Here is a 19,392-nt window from a genome sequence, read left to right as displayed (position 1 = left end):
GAAAATGTCCAGTATTTTCTTAGGATTTCAGACGGTAGCTTCACCGATGGTGCTGCTGTTCCTGGTTCTGGGCTGTGTAGTCGGACTGGTAATCGGAGCTCTTCCGGGTCTGACCGGTAATATGGCGATTGCGCTGATGGTACCGATGACCTTTGGCATGCAGCCGAGTGTGGGGCTTGCGTTTCTGGCAGCAATCTACTGTTCTTCCATTTATGGCGGTTCGATTTCCGCAATTTTACTTGGTATTCCGGGAACCATCTCCAGTTTCGCGACAACACTGGATGGTTATCCACTGGCGAAACAGGGGAAGGCAGGCCTGGCCCTTGGAACTTCCACCATGGCCAGTGTCTTTGGCGGACTGTTCAGTGCCCTGGTGCTGATGTTTTTAACCCCGGTACTTGCAGATTTCGCGTTAAAGTTTGGTCCTGGTGAGTACTTTGCAATTTCTCTGTTAGGTATTGCCTGCATTACCAGCATCAGCGGTGACAACATTCCGAAAGGACTTCTTTCCGGCATGATCGGTCTTCTGATCGCAGTCATCGGTATGGATCCGCAGAATGGTACTCCGCGTCTGACCTTTGGCAATGTAAACCTGTTAAGTGGCATCAGCCTGGTAGCTTCCCTGATCGGTCTGTTTGGTATCGTATCCGTTATGAAAACTGCGGAAGCCTGCAAAAATGTGAAAACAACAAGTACTATGCCGACAGTCGATAATGTCTGGATTGGCTGGAAAGAATGTATGCGTCAGTTTCCGGTATGGCTGAGAGCTTCCGTAATCGGAACCATCGTCGGCATCATCCCGGGTGCAGGAACCAATGTAGCGACTTTCATGGCCTACGATATTGAGAAAAAGCTGTCCGGTGATCCGGATTCCTTCGGAAACGGAAACGTAAACGGTGTTGCGGCTCCTGAGGCAGCCAACAATGCAGTAACCGGCGGTTCCCTGGTGCCACTTTTGGCACTGGGCGTTCCTGGAAACTCCACATCCGCATTGTTCCTTGGCGCAATCATGATTCACGGCATGAGAACCGGCCCGGTATTCTTTACCGAGCATCCGGATATCATTTATGGCCTGTTCATTTCCATCATCATTGCGAACATTATCATGGCGCCTCTCGGAATCTTTACCCTTCGCTATATGAAGACCATTCTTTCCGTTCCGGAGGAACTGCTGGCAGGAATTATCCTGGCATTTTGTGTAACGGGTGTATTCGCACTGGCCACCAACCCGTTTGATGTGCTCGTGCTGATCGTATTTGGCCTGATTGGCTATTTCTGCTACAAATTCAAGATTCCGACCGCACCGATGATTGTGGCTATGGTGCTGGGATCCATGACGGAGAACAACTTAAGACAGGCGCTGATCGCAAGCAAGGGTTCCTGGAATTTCCTTTATACCCAGCCGCTTACCCTGACCATCGTAAGCATTGCCCTGTTAAGCTTCTTCTTCCCGTTTATTGCAGCTCTGATTAAGAAAAGAACAAAGAAAGCGTAAAAGACGCAGTATGAAATAACGAATGTACAGGAGGATTGTCAGATGAAAATTACAAAAGTAGATGTGTTTATGCTGGATGCCGGTTCTCAGAGATGGCAGAGAAAACCGATCGTGTGCCGTATTTATACCGATGAAGGCATTTACGGTGACGGCGAAGCCGGTATCGCATTCGGAATCGGAAGCACCGCAGCGTTTGGCATGGTAAAAGACCTGGCCGGCCTGATTGTTGGCATGGATCCGATGAATATTGAAGTAATCTGGAATAAGATGTTTAAGTCCAGCTTCTGGGGCATGGGCGGAGGTGCCATCGTATTTGCTGGTATCAGCGCGATTGATATTGCACTGTGGGACATTAAGGGCAAGGCATTAAATGTTCCATGCTATCAGTTAATGGGCGGCAAGTTCAGAAGTCAGATGCGTTCCTACGCTTCCCAGCTGCAGTTCGGCTGGTGTGACAAAATCGGACCTTATGGCAAACCGGAAGAGTACCGCATGATTGCAAAATATGCTCTGGATGACGGCTACGATGCCATCAAGATCGATTTTACCCAGATCGGACCGGACGGCACCCACCTTCCGAAGAGCGAGTGCGAGGGCATTCCGTCCAGAACCTTCATGAAGATGGTAGAGGATCGTATGAAAGCAGTCCGTGATCTGGGATATGATTTTGACCTGATTGTGGAAAACCACTGTCGTACCGATGCGGTCAGCGCGGTTATGATCGGCGAGCTGTGTGACAAGTATAAAGTTATGGCTCTGGAGGAGCCGGTTATCCCGATGAATCCGATGATGCAGAAAGCGGTTCACGACAAGGTGAAAACTCCGATCGCCAGCGGTGAACGTCTCTATGGACGCTGGCATTATATGAACAATTTTGCGGAGAACAATGTACAGCTGTTACAGCCGGATATCTGTAACTGTGGCGGTCTCACCGAGTCCAAGAAGATCTGCGATATGGCACAGGTATTTGATGTAACGGTACAGGCTCACTGCGCAGGCTCCCCGATCTCTACTGCAGCAGCACTCCATATCGAGGCAGCAATTCCGAATTTCTGCATCCATGAGCATCACTTCCGCAGCACCCAGCCGGATTTGACCAGACTGTGCAAGTACGATTACCAGCCGGTTAAAGGTATTTACACCGTTCCGGAGCTTCCGGGACTTGGCCAGGAAATGACCAAGGACGCAATGGACAATGCATTGATGCATGTAACCGTAGACAGAAACGAAAAAGGGCTGTAATTCTCTCTTATGTAACATATAGCAAAAACACGGCAGACTGTGAAATGCAGGCTGCCGTGTTTTTGTTGTTCTCTTGGCTAATTCTGACGATTTTATGAAAATTATGGTGTGCACCCTCACGTGCCTTGCACCTGATGAAATTTAATGGTATACTGTCGTGGTAAATTACCCGTATTGCGGCCAGCAAGGCCGGAAAAACAATAAAATGCCCCGTTTGTGGGCGGTTTTCGGGTCAAAAGGACGGATGAAAGGAATCCTATGTCTTCAAATAACGAATACGCGATCCAGGTACAGGATGTGAGCAAGATATATAAGCTGTATGACAAGCCGATCGACCGGCTGAAGGAGTCTCTCAGCTTAACCCATAAAAACTACCATAAGGACTTCTTTGCACTGAGTGATATTTCATTCAATGTAAAGAAGGGTGAGACGGTAGGTATCATCGGAACCAACGGTTCCGGAAAATCAACGATATTAAAGATCATCACCGGAGTGCTGACCCCGACAAGCGGACAGGTCCGGGTGAGTGGAGTTATCTCGGCGCTTCTGGAGCTGGGAGCGGGCTTCAACATGGATTACACCGGCATTGAGAATATTTACATGAACGGAACCATGATGGGCTTTTCCAAAAAACAGATGGACGAGAAGCTTCCGGATATCCTGGAATTTGCGGATATCGGAGACTTTGTTTACCAGCCGGTGAAAACCTATTCCAGCGGTATGTTTGTACGGCTGGCTTTTGCATTGTCAATCAATGTGGAGCCGGAAATCCTCATTGTGGATGAGGCGCTTTCCGTGGGAGATGTGTTCTTCCAGTCCAAGTGCTATCGCCGCATGGAGGAGATCCGAAAGAACGGAACTACCATTCTCATGGTTACCCATGATATGGGCAGTGTCATCAAATACTGCGACCGGGTGGTGCTTTTAAATAAGGGTCATTATGTGGCTGAGGGCGCGCCGGGCAAGATGGTGGATCTGTACAAGAAGATTTTGGCCAACCAGATGGATGATCTGGAAGAGGAGCTGCTGGAGATGAATGATTTCTCCGGCGGGCTGGATGATGATGCAGCAGGAACCGGAGCAGATGGAAAAACAGCGGGATCTGGCGCAGCGGGCAGTGAAAACACGACCGGCAAAGCGGACGGACAGAACGGTGCAGCTGGCAGCGCGGCCTCCGGCCATGCCAACAAAAAGCACAGCGGTCTTATGAAGGATAAGATCACCATCAACCCGAACCGTACCGAGTATGGCAACGGCAAGGCGGAGATCTATGATCTTGGCATGTTTGATGAGCGTGGCAACTTAACGAACCTGTTGTTAAAGGGTGAGTATTTTACCATCAAAGAGAAGATCCGTTTCCATGACAGCATCCAGGCCCCGATCTTTACCTACACCATTAAAGATAAGAAGGGCGCGGACTTAACCGGAACAAACACCATGTTTGAGGGAGCTGAGATCCGTCCGGTGAAAAACGGTGACGAGTACGAGGTGAACTTCCGCCAGAAGATGACCCTTCAGGGCGGGGAGTATCTGCTTTCCATGAGCTGTACCGGCTTTGAGCAGGGCGAGCACACCGTGTACCATCGTTTGTATGATGTGGCGAACATCACGGTCATTTCCAATAAGAATACCGTGGGTGTATATGATATGGAATCCGAGGTGGAGGCAGTGCTGAAACCTTCCACTTTACAATAAGAAAGAGGTTTTTTGAGCATGAGAAAGATCGATGATGAGATACAGGCGCTCCTTTCTGAGCACCGCGGAGATATCCGCTCCATCTTAAAGGACAACCACAGGCTGGACCTTTTGTATGCCCTCTCTTCCCAGCGGGAACTGCTGTTAGAGTGGTATGATTTTGAGCCGGAGGCGGAGGTTCTGCAGGTGGGTGCCGATTACGGCGCGCTGACCGGGCTTCTTCGCTCCAGCGTGAGTGCAGTGACGGTGCTGGATGAGACAGAGAGTGCATTGGAAACGGTGCGCCAGCGCTATCCGGGCGCAGCCAACATCTATTACCGAAAGGACAGTCTGGCCGGTTACGCGGCAGAGGCCTGTGCGGAGGGCAAAAAGTATGACTATGTGATCTTTGCGGGAACTCTGACAGCTCCCTATGAGAAACACATTCATGCGGCTAAGTCTCTGCTAAAGCCGGATGGAATTCTGATTGTGGCTTTGGCCAATGCCCTGGGCATGAAATATTTTGCAGGCACTGTGGAGGAAGAGAATGCGCTGACCAAACGTCAGCTGGCGGAACTGCTCTGTGGGGACAAAGAAACCCAGAGCATGGCCGATGAGAGCGGCACGCTGAAATTCTATTATCCGATGCCGGACTATAAGACTCCGGTCAGCATCTATTCCGATGCCTATCTGCCGAAAAAAGGCGACTTAACCCGGGTAACTCCGGCTTACGATTATCCGCCATATCACCTGATGGAGCAGGGCGAGAAGTTTGATACAGTCTGCGAGGCAGGTTTGTTTGATTTGTATGCCAACTCCTACCTGGTATTCTGGAGCGCGGATCCGAAACAGCTTCAGAAGGATGATGAGCGTATCTTCATTAAATACAACAAGACAAGAAGAGAAGAGTTCCAGATCAAGACCTGCATCTGCGAGCGGAATGTGATCGGCGCGGCTGGAGCCAGTGGCGCAGCGGGAGCGGATGCAACGGGAAATAGCGCAGCGGGCAAAAAAGAGCGCTATGTCGAGAAAGCGGCTCTGAGCCTGGACGGCAGCGCGCACATCGCTTCCTTCAAAGAAAAATATGAGAAGCTGACAAAGCAGCACCGTACCTTAAAGGTGGCAGAGCCGAAGTTTGCCGAGCACCGCAATTCCGTATTCTTTCCGTATCTGGTTGGAGAAACCTGCGCGGAGAAGCTGGGTGAGCAATTAGAGGGCGGACAGCTTCCGCTGGATGTGCTGCAGATTGTCATGAATCAGATCTACGACATCAGCCCGGAGTGCCGCAGCGCGTTTGTCCGGACTGCGGATTTTGATGAAGTGTTTGGCGCGGACCTGACAGAAGAGGAGCAGAATCTGCTGCTTTCCGATACAGCCTGCGAGGTGTCCAACATCGACGCGTTGTTTGAAAACATGCTGATGACCCGGGAAGGCATCTATTGTCTGGATTACGAGTGGGTATTCCTGTTCCCAGTTCCGGAGCATTTTGTGAAATACCGCATTCTGTACTATTTCTATGAGCAGTACAGCAGTGTGTTAAAGCAGCTGACCTTAGATCAGATCCTGGGTTACTTCGGCATTACGCCGGAGATGGCTGAGGTGTACCGCAGGATGGAAGTGAACTTCCAGAATTACGTACACGGCGAGAACCAGGAACTGTATCTGGGCAACTACATGGTTTATTCCCGCACGGTCCGGGATATCCGCCAGACCGAGAGTGACCTGGCAAGGGCAAGAGAGCGCATCGAGCAGATGAAGATCCACAGCCGTGAGAAGGACGTGACCATCCGCAAGATCACCGAGGTGCAGCGTCTGACCAACAACCATGTCACCAACCTGGAAGCCATCATCCACAACCACGAGCATGAGATCGGGGAGATGGCAAAAACCTTAAATTACTTAAACAAGCATGAGGCGATTCTCTTTAAGATCCGCCGGAAACTGGGAGACAAATTCAACCAGAAGTACCCGAAGGGCTCCGTGGAGCGAAAGAAGCTTCATTATAAGAAGGAATACATGCTGCATCCGCTTCGTTCCATGAAGCTTTACTCCACACCGGAGGGAAGAAACTTACGGGACGGCGATTTCAACATCGGTGAGATTTACCGGGAGCATGGACGCCTGAAATTTGAACAGGTGGAGAACCCGACGGTTTCCATCATCATTCCGGTATACAACCAGATCCACTACACCTATGCGTGCCTGCTTTCGATTTTGGAGCACACGAAGGATGTTTCTTATGAGGTCATCATCGCGGATGATGTGTCTACGGACGCAACGGAGCATCTTTCCGAGTACGCGGAAGGACTTGTGATCTGCAGAAACAGCACAAACCAGGGCTTTTTACGCAACTGCAATAACGCAGCGCGCCATGCCCGCGGCAAATATGTGATGTTCTTAAATAACGACACCCAGGTGACGGAGAACTGGCTGTCTTCCCTGGTCCAGCTCATTGAGTCTGACCCGTCCATCGGCATGGTAGGCTCCAAGCTGGTGTACCCGGACGGACGGCTGCAGGAGGCGGGCGGCATCATCTGGAGCGACGGCTCCGGCTGGAACTATGGCCGTCTGGACAACCCGGACAAGCCGGAGTACAACTACGTCAAGGATGTTGACTACATTTCTGGAGCGGCTATTTTATTATCCAATGAATTATGGAATCAGATCGGCGGCTTTGATACCCGCTTTGCGCCGGCCTACTGTGAGGATTCCGACCTGGCCTTCGAGGTCAGGAAGGCGGGCTACCGCGTGGTATATCAGCCGAAGTCCAAGGTCATCCACTTTGAGGGCATTTCCAACGGCACCGATGTGCAGGGTACCGGATTAAAGCGTTATCAGGTGGCAAACAGCAGGAAGCTGAAGGAAAAATGGGCCGATGAGTTCGCAAAGCAGTGCGAGAACGACGGCAATCCGGATCCGTTCCGGGCAAGAGAGCGCAGCATGGGCAAGCCGATCATCCTGGTGGTGGACCATTATGTGCCGACTTATGACAAGGATGCGGGATCTAAGACTACGTACCAGTATTTAAAAATGTTTTTAAAGAAGGGCTATGTAGTAAAGTTCCTTGGCGATAACTTCATGAACGAGGAGCCCTACACCAGCGAACTGGAGCAGATGGGCATTGAGGTCTTATACGGACCGGAATACCAGGTCAAGATCTGGGACTGGCTGCGTGACCATGGCGATGACATTGCGGTGGCTTACTTAAACCGCCCGCATATCGCGTCCAAATATATTGATTACATTTTAGACAATACCGATATCAAGGTGATCTACTACGGACACGATCTGCACTGGCTGCGGGAGAGCCGTGAGTATCAGATCACGAAGGATCCGAAAATCCGTGAGGATGCGGAATACTGGAAGTCCATTGAGTTTACGCTGATGAGCAAGGCGGCTGTTTCCTACTATCCGTCTTACATTGAGCGTGACGCAATTCACGAGATTGATCCGACCATCAATGTCAAGGATATTACAGCATATGTTTTTGATGAGTTTAAGTCTGACATTCAGGAGGACTTTGCGAAGCGCAACGGACTTCTGTTTGTCGGCGGCTTTGCGCATCCGCCGAATGCAGACGCGGTGCTCTGGTTTGCAACGGATATTTACCCGCGCATCCGTCAGAAGATGGAGGCAGCAGGCCAGGTTCCGCCGGAATTTATCGTAGTTGGTTCCAAGGTGACCGACGAGATCAGGGCGCTGCAGCAGCCGGGTAACGGTATCATCATCAAGGGCTTTGTGTCTGAGGAAGAGCTGAGTGAGCTTTATGCCACCTGCCGTGTGGTGGTGGTTCCGCTGCGTTACGGCGCAGGTGTAAAGGGCAAGGTGGTAGAAGCCATTTATAACGGTGCCCCGATCGTCACCACCTCCATCGGCGCGGAGGGAATCCCGCAGGTAGAGGATGTGCTTCTGGTGGAAGACGAGCCGGAGGCATTTGCCGAGACCGTGACCAGACTGTACCAGAGTCCGGAGGGCTGCAGGGCACTCTGCGAGAAGACCCAGAGCTACATCCGCACCCACTTCAGCATGGATGCGGCATGGAAGGTCATTGAGAACGATTTTAAGAGATAGTTAAGGAGAAATACAATGCAGGCAATTTTACTGGCCGGCGGTCTGGGAACCCGGCTTCGGAGCGTGGTAAGCGACCGCCCGAAGCCCATGGCCCTGATCGGAGAGAAGCCATTTATGGAATATGTGGTGCACGAGCTTTCCCGCCATGGCATCACAGATATCATCTTTGCTGTGGGCTACAAGGGTTCTATGGTGGAGGAGTATTTCGGGGACGGCAGCGGCTTTATCGCGCCGGACGGAACTCCCATCACGGTGCATTATGCTTATGAAGAAGAACTTCTCGGCACAGCCGGAGCCATCAAAAATGCTGGCAGATTTGTCACGGAGGACAGCTTTTTTGTCCTGAACGCGGACACCTTTTATCAGATCGACTACAGCCGCCTGGTGACCATGCAGCGGGAATCGGATCTGGATATGGCACTGGTGCTCCGGGAAGTGCCGGATATTTCCCGGTACGGAGCAGCCGTGTTAATGAACGGACGCCTTACCGGCTTTAACGAAAAGAGCGCGGAGGCGAAGCCGGGCACCATCAACGGCGGAGTGTACTTAATGAAGCGCACTCTTCTGGATGAGATCCCGGCGGGCAAAGTCTCTCTGGAAAATGAGATGATACCGAAGTGGCTTTCTGAGGGCCGCGCATTGGGCGGCTTTGTGAATGACGGCTATTTCATCGACATCGGAATTCCGGAGGCTTATTATCAGTTTATTGAGGATGTAGAGAAAGGAGTAGTGGTATGGTAATCAGGGGACGGGCACCGCTTCGCGTGAGCTTTGGCGGCGGTGGTACGGATGTGGCACCATTCTGTGTGGAGCAGGGCGGAGCCATCATCGGCAGCACCATCAACAAATATGCGTACTGTTCCATCGTTCCGAGAGAGGATGACCAGATTATCGTACACTCTCTGGACTTTGATATGACAGTCAAATACAACGCGAAGGAAAATTTCGTCTACGACGGACGGCTGGATCTGGTCACTGCGGCCTTAAAGGCCATGGATATCAACCAGGGCTGCGAGGTTTACTTGCAGTGTGACGCTCCGGCGGGTTCCGGTCTTGGAACCTCTTCTACGGTTATGGTTTCTCTGTTAACGGCCATGGCCCGCTGGAAGGGCGTGGAGATGGACGCTTACCGCCTGGCTGACCTGGCTTACCAGGTAGAGCGCGAGGATTTAAAGATTGACGGCGGTTACCAGGATCAGTATGCGGCAACCTTTGGCGGCATCAACTTTATCGAGTTCCACGGCCGTAACAACGTGGTGGTAAACCCGCTGCGCATTAAGAAAGATATTCTGCATGAGCTGCAGTATAACCTGCTGTTATGCTATACCGGAAACATTCATGTGTCCGCGAATATCATCAAGGACCAGGTGAAAAACTACGAGAAGAAGGATGCCTTCGATGCCATGTGCGAGGTGAAAGCCCTGGCTTATGCCATGAAGGATGAACTGCTGAAAGGCAATCTGCACAGCTTCGGAAAGCTTCTGGACTATGGCTGGCAGAGCAAAAAGCGCATGAGCAGCAAGATCACCAACCCGCAGATCGATGAGCTTTACGATGAGGCCATCAAGGCCGGTGCTTTGGGCGGCAAGCTGCTTGGCGCGGGCGGCGGCGGTTATCTTCTGATGTACTGCCCGTACAATGTAAAGCATAAAGTAGCAGCCCGCATGGAGCAGATGGGCGGCCAGATGGCAGACTGGAACTTTGAGCTGCGCGGCGCCCAGTCCTGGATCGCGGATGAAAACCGCTGGAATTATAATGAGGTGAAAGTGCATCTGCCGAACGGAGATTACGAATTTAACTTATAAGGATATTCTATGGAAAAAGTAATATTTCTGGACCGGGACGGTACGCTGAATGTAGAGGTCAACTACCTGCACCGGAAAGAAGACCTGGTGCTCCTTCCGGGAGTGCCGGAAGCCTTAAAGGCTTTCAAGGACCAGGGCTACAAACTGGTGGTGATCACCAACCAGGCCGGAGTAGCCCGGGGCTATTACACAGAAGAAGATGTCAAAGAACTGCACCGCTACATGAATGAACTTCTGGCTGGGCAGGGCGCGGGGATTGACGCGTTTTACTACTGTCCGCATCACCCGGAACATGGCATTGGAAAGTATAAGATTCCGTGTCACTGCCGCAAGCCGGAAACCGGGATGTTTGAAATGGCGGAACAGGATTTTGAGGTGGACAAGGCTTCTTCCTGGATGATCGGTGATAAGCTGATCGACATTGAGGCGGGGCGCAATTACGGAGTCCGTACGGTGTTAGTGGGAACCGGCTACGGTGCCGGAGTCCATGACGAACAGAAGAAAAAGGGAGATTTCCCCTATGACCTGTACGCAGACGATTTACTGGAGGCATATGATGAGATTAACAGAGAAACAGCAGGAAATCTTTGAGGAGCTGTTTGTACGCTATCCGGTTCTTGAGAAGAACCGGGAGGATATTTTAAAGGCATATGAGGTTCTGGAGACCTGCTACCGCACAGGCGGAAAGCTTCTGGTTGCTGGAAACGGCGGAAGCTGCGCGGACGCGGAGCACATTGTCGGGGAGCTGATGAAGGGCTTTAAGAAGCGCCGTCCGCTAAGTGAAGAGTTACAACGCCGGCTTGCGATGGAAGATACAAACCATGGGGAAGAGCTGGCCCGCAGCCTTCAGGGCAGCTTAAGAGCCATTGCTCTGGACGGACATCCTGGTCTTTCCACGGCCTTTGCCAACGATGTGGACGCAGACATGATCTTCGCCCAGCAGGTCTGTGGATATGGGGATAAGGAGGATGTGTTCCTGGGGATATCAACCTCCGGAAACTCAAAAAATGTGGATTACGCAGTGACCGTGGCAAAGGCGAAGGGCTTAAGCGTTATTGGCCTGACCGGAAAGGATGGCGGCCTGCTCGGAAAACGGGCAGATGTGGCGATTATCGTTCCGGAGACGGAGACCTTTAAGATTCAGGAGCTGCATCTTCCGATTTATCACATACTGTGCCTGATGCTGGAAGAAGCATTTTTCGAGGAGTAAGAATATGATGAGTCATACCTTTGCGATTTGCGCCTACAAGGATTCGCCCTATCTGGATGTCTGCATCCATTCTCTGAAGAAGCAGTCGGTGAAGTCAAAGATCATTCTCTGTACTTCCACGCCCAGTCCGTTTCTGGAGGCTATGGCAAAGATCCACGACATCCCTCTGTATGTGCGGAACGGAAAGAGCGACATTCAGGATGACTGGAATTTCGCTTATGAGAAGGCGGATACCCGTCTGGTGACCATTGCCCATCAGGATGACTGTTACCACCGGGATTACGCGGCTGAGGTACAGCGGTGCTGGGAGCGATACCCGGATACTACGGTATTTACTACGGACTGCGCGATTTTGAAAGGGGAAACCCTGCAGAAGCCGGGCATGATCCAGTTTATCAAGATGCTGCTGCGTCTGCCGCTTCGTCTGCATGGACTGGCGAACCGGGCAGTGGTAAAAAAGGCAGCGCTGGTGTTTGGCAATCCGATCATCTGCCCTTCCTGTACTTATGATAAAGAAGTACTGGGTGCGCCGTTATTTGACTCGCCCTACAAATTTGCGCTGGACTGGGACACCATGTGGAAGCTGGCAGACCGTCCGGGGCGTTTTACCTGTGTGGAGCGGCCGCTGATCCGTTACCGGATTCATGAGGGAGCTACCACAAAAGCCTGTATTGAGGATCACCGGCGGACGGCGGATGAGACCGCCATGTACGGAAAAATTTGGCCGAAGCCGGTGGTGAAGGTTCTGATGCATTTTTACCGGAAAGCCTATTCAGCTTACGAGAAAGCATAACAGCCTGACGGCAACAAAAAATTTGGAGTAAAATTATGGAAAAGATGGAATTTAGCGGAAAGCAGAAGGCGGAGGCCATGCAGTATCAGTGGACAAAGCGTGCAGATGTCTGGAAGACGGAGGCCCTGGTCCTGATTCTGCTGACTGCGTTCGCGTTTGTGATCAACCGCCATATGGAGATCAAGGGTCTTTACATGGACGATCTCTACCAGTGGTTCTGTTTTAACGATAACCCGTTCTTTACGGCGGTCTTTACCAGCGGCGGAACCCGTTTTCGTGCCCTGTATAATCTGGTGGCATGGACAGAAATGAAACTTTTCGGCACCCATGTGAACTGGTACGTGCCCTTTAACATTGTGCTGAACTCCTGTCTTGCGTACAACCTGTACCGCATGGCAAAACGGTTCAGCCATTCTGCGTATGTGGGGATTTTATGCGCGGTCATGTTTCTGATGTCCCGCATGTCCTACTACCAGATCGGCCAGGCACTGGGCCTGATGGAGACCATGGCCATGTGGATGGCGCTGGGGATTCTGTATTTCCTGCTGGAGTATCTGGGGGATGAGGATGAGACATCCGCGAACCGGAGGCTTTACCTGGCAGCGGTGCTTTATTTCTGTGTCTGCCTGGTGCATGAGCGTTATATGGTGCTGCTTCCGCTGTTTTACTTTTCCCTGCTCTTTAAACTGTCAAAGAACTGGAAGCTCTGGGCCGCTCCGACTGTTGGGTTTGCCCTGATCCAGCTTCTCAGGTTTATCTTTATCGGAACCATTTCCCCGCCGGGAACCGGCGGAACAGATGTGGTGGATACCATGTCTGTGAGCTCTGTGCTGCACTTTGTGTTGAGCCAGATTGCTTATATTTTCGGAATTAACGCGGGGCCGGAGCATTTAAACGGACAGAACTTCCGGGAGGCACCGCTCGGGGTGACCATTCTCATTGCTCTGGCAGACCTGATGATCGCGGTGCTGGTACTGGCTTTTGTAATCCGGGTGCTTCACAAAGGAAAGAAGATGGTACCGTACTTACAGAAGACATTTCTGTTTGTGGCCTTTATCGGAGCCTGTATCGTCTGCTCCAGCGTGACCATCCGTGTGGAGATGCGCTGGGTATACGTTTCCCTGGCAGCAGCTCTGTTATTCCTGTCCTGGATGTACGGCAGCCTCACCGAGCAGATGGCAAAGCGGGGCCGCTGGGTTCAGGCACTTCCGTATCTGAGTCTGTTTACGCTCTATGTGCTGTTCATGCTTCCGGTGGAGCATTATTACCGGGGCCTGTTTCCAAACCTCTACTACTGGGCAGACCAGGAGCACTACAATGCGCTGGCAGAGGAAACCTACGGGCAGTACGGTGTTGGAATCTTCGGAAAAACTATCTACATTGTAGGGGACAAATTTGAGATGGATGATTTCACCCAGGCCGAGTTTTTCCGGGTATTTGACCGGTTAAACCGTGAGGACTGCGTGAAAGTGGTTCATATCAGGGATCTGCGGGACATCGGCCTCATTACCGATGATATGCTGGTGATCCAGGAGGATCCGGAGAACAACCGGTTCCAGGATATCACCCATGCGGCGTCCCTGTTTAAGTGCCGCCCAATCTACGGTTTCTACGATGATGGCTGGTTAGACGAGCGGGCATCCGTTCAGGTGATGGCCGGAAGCACGGGAGAGATTCACTTAAGCTTCAACTATCCGCGGGATCTCACGGATGACCAGTGGCTGACCGTGTATGTGGACGGGGAGCCGACGGAATATATTAACTTTACCGAGCAGAACGCGGAATGCGCGATCCAGGTGGATCCGTATCAGCCGGTGACTCTGCGGTTCGAGAGTAACTTTTATGTGCCGAACGCGCTGGAGAAACGCGGTGTGACACGGCTGGCTGTGCTGCTGAAGATGACGGCGGATTAATGACTGCAGATGGTACTGGCTGACAGCGAATAAATGAAACTGGTTGAGACCGCGCATGACGGAAAACGGCGTGTGGAGGTTTCAGCCGTGATAGCATACGGAGGAAAGAAGATGAAGGTTGTAATTCTGGCAGGCGGTCTGGGAACCCGGATCAGCGAGGAGAGCCATTTAAAGCCGAAGCCAATGATCGAGATTGGCGGACGCCCGATTCTGTGGCACATCATGAAATATTATTCCGAGTTCGGATTCCATGATTTTGTGATCTGTCTTGGATATAAGCAGTATGTTGTGAAGGAGTTCTTTGCAGATTATTTCCTGCATACCTCCGATGTGACCTTTGACCTGGCCAACAACAAGATGGAGGTTCACAACAACTATGCGGAGCCGTGGAAGGTGACGTTGGTGGATACCGGTTTAAATACCATGACCGGCGGCCGCGTAAAACGCATTCAGCCCTACATTGGCGATGAGCCGTTTATGCTGACTTATGGCGACGGCGTGTGCAACGTAGACTTAAAGGGGCTGGTGGACTTCCACAAGTCTCATGGAAAGACCGCTACCATTACCACCGTCAGCATCGATCAGCAGAAGGGTGTGCTGGATATCGGACCGGACAACACCATCCGCTCCTTCCGTGAGAAGGCAGCCTCCGATGGAGCCATCATCAATGGCGGCTTTATGGTGCTGAACCCGGAAGTTTTCTCTTACTTAAAGGATGACACCACCGTGTTTGAGCAGGAGCCGATGACCCGTCTGGCAGCGGAGGGACAGCTGATGTCTTTCTACCATGACGGTTTCTGGCAGTGCATGGACACCCAGCGGGAGATGCAGCTCTTAGAGACGCTGTGGCAGTCTGGAAACGCACCGTGGAAAATATGGAAGGAATAAGCGATGAAGTATGATTTGAATACATGCAGGGAATTTTATCAGGGAAAACGCATCCTGGTGACCGGCCATACAGGCTTTAAGGGCTCCTGGCTGTGCCGGATCCTGACTCTCGCGGGAGCACAGGTGACCGGTTATGCAGTGGAGGCTCCGACGGATCCGGCTCTGTTTTCGATTGCCGGACTGGCAGATACGATGGACAGCGAAATCGGAGATATCCGGGATCTGAATCATTTGAAGGAAGTATTTGACCGGGTGCAGCCGGAGATCGTGCTGCATCTGGCGGCACAGCCTATTGTGCGGGATTCCTACAAGGATCCGGTCTATACCTATGAGACCAATGTGATGGGCACGGTGAATGTGCTGGAGTGTGTGCGCCGGACGCCTTCCGTGAAGTCCTTTTTGAATGTGACCACCGACAAGGTGTATGAGAACCGGGAGTGGGAGTATGGATACCGGGAGTGCGATCCGCTGGATGGCTATGATCCATATTCCAACAGCAAATCCTGTTCCGAGCTGGTGACCCACAGCTATCAGAAGTCCTTCTTTGCAGACGGACACTGTGCGATTTCCACAGCTCGGGCGGGCAATGTCATCGGCGGCGGTGACTTTGCGAATGACCGGATCATTCCGGACTGCGTGCGGGCCATGGAGGCCGGAAAAGAGATCGTGGTGCGAAATCCGTACTCCACCCGTCCGTTCCAGCATGTGCTGGAGCCGCTGTTTGCCTATCTGGAGATTGCCCAGAAGCAGTATGAGGATCTGGCATACCAGGGATATTACAATGTGGGACCGGATGAGTGCGACTGTGTGACCACCGGCGAATTGGTAACCCTGTTCTGTGACCTTTGGGGTGATGGAGCTTTCTGGGTGAACCAGCATGACGGAGGCCCTCATGAGGCAAACTTCTTAAAGCTGGATTGCTCGAAGCTTAAGAAGACCTTTGGCTGGAAGCCGCACTGGCATATTCAGGATGCTATTGAAAAGACCATTGTCTGGTCGAAGGCGTACCTGGCTGGTGAGGACATGCGGCAGGTGATGGACCAGCAGATTGAAGCGTATTAAGAAAGGGCAGATGGAATCCGGGCAGCACTAAGATGGCCGGATCTGGAATTTGCCAACTGAGTATATAGGAGAGAGTAATAATATGGAAAAAACACAGGAGCAGGTACGCCAGGAAATTCTTGACCTGGTAGCGGATTACTGCAAAACCTATCATATTAATAATAAGAAAAAGTACGAACCGGGCGACCGCATTCCTTATGCGTCCCGCGTCTACGATGAGACCGAGATGGTGAATCTGGTGGACAGCGCCCTGGAGTTCTGGCTGACCTCCGGACGCTACACCGATGAGTTTGAGGCAAAGCTGGCAGAGTATCTGGGTGTGCGTTACTGTGCCCTGGTAAACTCCGGTTCCTCCGCAAACCTGGTGGCGTTCATGACCCTGACTTCCCCGCTCTTAAAGGAGCGCCAGGTAAAGCCGGGTGACGAGATTATCACTGTGGCAGCAGGGTTCCCGACTACCGTAACTCCGGCCATCCAGTACGGCGCGGTACCGGTATTTGTGGATGTGACCATTCCGCAGTACAACATTGACGTGACCAGACTGGAGGAGGCTTATTCAGAGAAGACCAAAGCCGTGATGATCGCGCATACGCTGGGTAACCCGTTTGACTTAAAGGCCGTGAAGGAGTTCTGTGACCGTCATAACCTGTGGCTGATCGAGGATAACTGTGATGCCCTGGGAAGCCGTTACATCATCGACGGTGTAGAGAAGTTTACCGGTACCGTGGGCGACATCGGAACCTCCAGCTTCTACCCGCCGCACCACATGACCATGGGCGAGGGTGGCGCTGTTTACACCGACAACCCGCTGCTCAACAAGATCATCCGTTCCTTCCGTGACTGGGGCCGCGACTGTGTCTGCCCGTCCGGCCGGGACAACCTGTGCGGACACCGCTTTGACCGTCAGTACGGTGAGCTGCCGCTGGGCTACGATCACAAGTATGTATATTCCCATTTTGGTTACAACTTAAAGGCTACCGATCTGCAGGCATCCATCGGATGTGCGCAGCTTGATAAGTTCCCGGGCTTTGTGGAGCGCAGACGTCACAACTTTGACCGCTTAAAAGCAGCGCTGGCGGATACCACCGACAAGCTGATCCTGCCGGAGCCGTGTGAGAACTCCAGACCGAGCTGGTTTGGTTTCCTCATCACCTGTAAAGAGGGCGTGGACCGAAACGCAGTGGTTCAGTATGTGGAGAAGAAGGGCGTGCAGACCCGTATGCTGTTTGCCGGAAATCTGACCAAGCATCCGTGCTTTGACCAGATGCGCGCGGAAAAACGCGGCTACCGCATCGTGGGTGAGCTGACCAATACCGACCGTATTATGCAGGATACCTTCTGGGTAGGCGTTTACCCGGGCATGAGCGATGAGATGATCGATTACATGGCAGCGACAATCCGCGAAGCCATCAACCAGTAACATCCGGAAAAGAGGCCGAATATGCAGTATGATTTAACGAAGGTCCATGAGGTCAATCTGAAAATCTTAAAAGAGATCGACCGGATCTGCAGAAAATATAAGATCAAATATATGCTGGACGGCGGCACTCTTCTCGGTGCTGTCCGCCACAAAGGCTTTATCCCGTGGGATGACGATGCGGATATCGCCTTTACCAGAAACAATTACGAGGCATTCTTAAAGGTAGTAAAGCGGGAACTTCCAGATACGATGGAGCTTTTAATGCCGGAGGAGTTCCAGGGAGGAAAGGCTTTCTTCGACTTTACAGCCCGGGTTATCTACAAGAACAGCCGTCGGCATGAGGATTCCCCGGAGGTGCGGTATTACGAGGGCAAGCTGAATCACCTGTGGGTGGATCTGTTTATCATTGACGAGCTTCCGGAGAACAAGGCTGCAGCAGGCTTTACCCGGCTGCTCCACAAGAGCATCTATCTTCTGGCCATGGGACACCGGTATCATCTGGATTTCTCCAAATACAGCCTGTTCCACAAGCTGGCGGTGGGCGGTGGTTCCGCAGTCGGAAAGCTGATTCCGATGAAGCTGATCTTTAGAATGCAGCATGCGGCAGCGCTGAAGGATAAGCATGGCCGCAGCAGTCTGCGTTATTACAGCAACTACCAGCCGGATTATCTGTATGTGACCATTCAGAAGGAGTGGTGTGAGGAGATTACCGACATCGAGTTTGCGGGCGAGACGCTGATGGCTTCAAAACATGCCCATGAGGTACTGACCTGGGTATATGGCGATTACATGAAGCTGCCTCCGGAGGCAGAGCGGGTACCGGCCCATTCCACAATAGACATTCAGGTATTTGATGAGGAAGCATGATGGAAAAGAAATTATCGGTAGTGGTATCGGTATACAATGAAGAACAGGCACTGCCTATGTTTTATGAGACGATCAAGCTGATCCTGGAGATTCTTCCCTGGGATTATGAGCTCTTGTTTGTCAACGATGGCAGCCGGGACGACAGCCTCTCGATTCTGAAAGAGTATGCGGCCCGGGACGAGAAGGTGAAGGTGGTATCCTTCTCCCGCAACTTCGGCCATGAGGCGGCTATGATCGCGGGCATCGACTATGCGGATGGAGATGGAATCGTCTGCATGGATGCTGACCTGCAGCATCCGCCGGAATGCCTGCCGGAGATTGTGCGGAAATTTGAGGAGGGTTGCGGGGTCATCAGCATGGTGCGGACGAAGAATAAGTCCGCAGGCCTGATCAAGAACATCACCTCCGCCGGATTTTACTGGGTCATCAATACCCTGTCCGATGTGAAATTTGAGCCCAACGCATCGGACTTTTTCGCGGTATCGAAGGAAGCAGCCGAGGTGCTGCGGAAGAATTACCGCGAGAAGGTGCGGTTTCTGCGGGGCTATGTGCAGAGCATCGGGTTTCAGAAGGCAACCATTACTTATGAGGCTCATGACCGCATAGCAGGAGAGAGCAAGTACAGCCTCCGAAAGCTGCTGGCATTTTCCATGAATACCATCATGTGTTTTTCGAATCTGCCACTAAAGCTTGGCATCTACGCCGGAGCTTTTGCGGGACTTTTAGGAGTGGCGGTGATGGTTTACACGCTGTTCACCCGCCAGGGCGCGCCCAGCGGTTACGCTACCATCGTGATCTTAAACTGCTTTATGTTCGCGATCTTGTTTCTGATCGTGGGCATTATCGGAGAGTATATCGCGATTCTGTTCAGCGAGCTGAAGGACCGGCCAATTTATATCGTGGAAGAAACACAGAATGTGGAGAAGAAATCTGTGTAAAGGAAAAGAAAATC

15 protein-coding genes are annotated in these 19,392 nt (G+C 51.9%); all 15 read left to right on the top strand.

Annotation, left to right across the window (positions count from 1 at the left end):
- Positions 1 to 4: 4 nt before the first annotated feature.
- The 15 genes from DWY84_RS05030 (at position 5) to DWY84_RS04960 (ending at position 19,378) form a co-directional block, all read left to right on the top strand.
- Positions 5 to 1,495 carry a tripartite tricarboxylate transporter permease gene (locus DWY84_RS05030; RefSeq protein WP_118531397.1) on the top strand — a complete coding sequence of 497 codons (1,491 nt, stop codon included), beginning with the start codon at positions 5 to 7 and terminating at the stop codon, positions 1,493 to 1,495.
- Between the two features lie 42 nt (positions 1,496 to 1,537).
- On the top strand, positions 1,538 to 2,737 hold the full coding sequence (locus tag DWY84_RS05025; RefSeq protein ID WP_118531395.1) for a mandelate racemase/muconate lactonizing enzyme family protein: 1,200 nt from the start codon (positions 1,538 to 1,540) through the stop codon (positions 2,735 to 2,737).
- A gap of 258 nt (positions 2,738 to 2,995) precedes the next feature.
- The gene (locus DWY84_RS05020; RefSeq protein ID WP_118531393.1) at positions 2,996 to 4,432 is read left to right on the top strand and encodes an ABC transporter ATP-binding protein; all 1,437 of its coding nucleotides are present in this window, start codon (positions 2,996 to 2,998) and stop codon (positions 4,430 to 4,432) included.
- 18 nt (positions 4,433 to 4,450) lie between these two features.
- Entirely contained in the window at positions 4,451 to 8,482 is a 4,032-nt protein-coding gene (locus DWY84_RS05015) for a glycosyltransferase (RefSeq protein WP_118531391.1), read from the top strand.
- Positions 8,483 to 8,497: 15 nt separating this feature from the next.
- A complete protein-coding gene (locus tag DWY84_RS05010) occupies positions 8,498 to 9,223 on the top strand; it encodes a nucleotidyltransferase family protein (protein ID WP_118531389.1) in 726 nt (241 codons plus the stop codon).
- Positions 9,217 to 10,287, top strand: coding sequence for a GHMP kinase (locus DWY84_RS05005; RefSeq protein WP_118531387.1), 1,071 nt, complete (start codon positions 9,217 to 9,219; stop codon positions 10,285 to 10,287). Before DWY84_RS05010 ends, DWY84_RS05005 begins: the two co-directional genes overlap by 7 nt.
- Positions 10,288 to 10,296: 9 nt before the next feature.
- Positions 10,297 to 10,878 (top strand): D-glycero-beta-D-manno-heptose 1,7-bisphosphate 7-phosphatase, encoded by a 582-nt coding sequence (gene gmhB, locus DWY84_RS05000; protein WP_118531385.1) that lies wholly within the window; start codon positions 10,297 to 10,299, stop codon positions 10,876 to 10,878.
- Positions 10,844 to 11,497, top strand: coding sequence for an SIS domain-containing protein (locus DWY84_RS04995; protein WP_118531383.1), 654 nt, complete (start codon positions 10,844 to 10,846; stop codon positions 11,495 to 11,497). The genes gmhB and DWY84_RS04995 overlap by 35 nt, the downstream gene beginning before the upstream one ends.
- Before the next feature lie 4 nt (positions 11,498 to 11,501).
- Positions 11,502 to 12,290, top strand: a complete 789-nt coding sequence (locus tag DWY84_RS04990; protein WP_118531381.1) for a glycosyltransferase family 2 protein — start codon at positions 11,502 to 11,504, stop codon at positions 12,288 to 12,290.
- A gap of 35 nt (positions 12,291 to 12,325) precedes the next feature.
- A complete protein-coding gene (locus DWY84_RS04985; RefSeq protein ID WP_243024762.1) occupies positions 12,326 to 14,203 on the top strand; it encodes a hypothetical protein in 1,878 nt (625 codons plus the stop codon).
- A gap of 111 nt (positions 14,204 to 14,314) precedes the next feature.
- A complete protein-coding gene (gene rfbF, locus DWY84_RS04980; RefSeq protein ID WP_118531524.1) occupies positions 14,315 to 15,091 on the top strand; it encodes a glucose-1-phosphate cytidylyltransferase in 777 nt (258 codons plus the stop codon).
- A 3-nt stretch (positions 15,092 to 15,094) separates the two neighbouring features.
- Positions 15,095 to 16,153: a CDP-glucose 4,6-dehydratase gene (gene rfbG / locus DWY84_RS04975; protein ID WP_118531379.1), complete on the top strand. Its 1,059-nt coding sequence runs from the start codon at positions 15,095 to 15,097 to the stop codon at positions 16,151 to 16,153.
- Positions 16,154 to 16,235: 82 nt separating this feature from the next.
- On the top strand, positions 16,236 to 17,573 hold the full coding sequence (gene rfbH, locus DWY84_RS04970; protein ID WP_118531377.1) for a lipopolysaccharide biosynthesis protein RfbH: 1,338 nt from the start codon (positions 16,236 to 16,238) through the stop codon (positions 17,571 to 17,573).
- Between the two features lie 21 nt (positions 17,574 to 17,594).
- Complete coding sequence (locus tag DWY84_RS04965) at positions 17,595 to 18,440, top strand: LicD family protein (protein WP_118531375.1); 846 nt, start codon at positions 17,595 to 17,597, stop codon at positions 18,438 to 18,440.
- Positions 18,440 to 19,378, top strand: a complete 939-nt coding sequence (locus DWY84_RS04960) for a glycosyltransferase family 2 protein (RefSeq protein ID WP_118531373.1) — start codon at positions 18,440 to 18,442, stop codon at positions 19,376 to 19,378. The genes DWY84_RS04965 and DWY84_RS04960 overlap by 1 nt, the downstream gene beginning before the upstream one ends.
- Positions 19,379 to 19,392: the final 14 nt, after the last annotated feature.

The sequence above is a fragment of the Clostridium sp. AF27-2AA genome, from assembly GCF_003478505.1.
Classification (GTDB): Bacteria; Bacillota; Clostridia; order Lachnospirales; family Lachnospiraceae; genus Brotaphodocola.
This window is presented reverse-complemented; position numbering and strand designations above follow the sequence as displayed.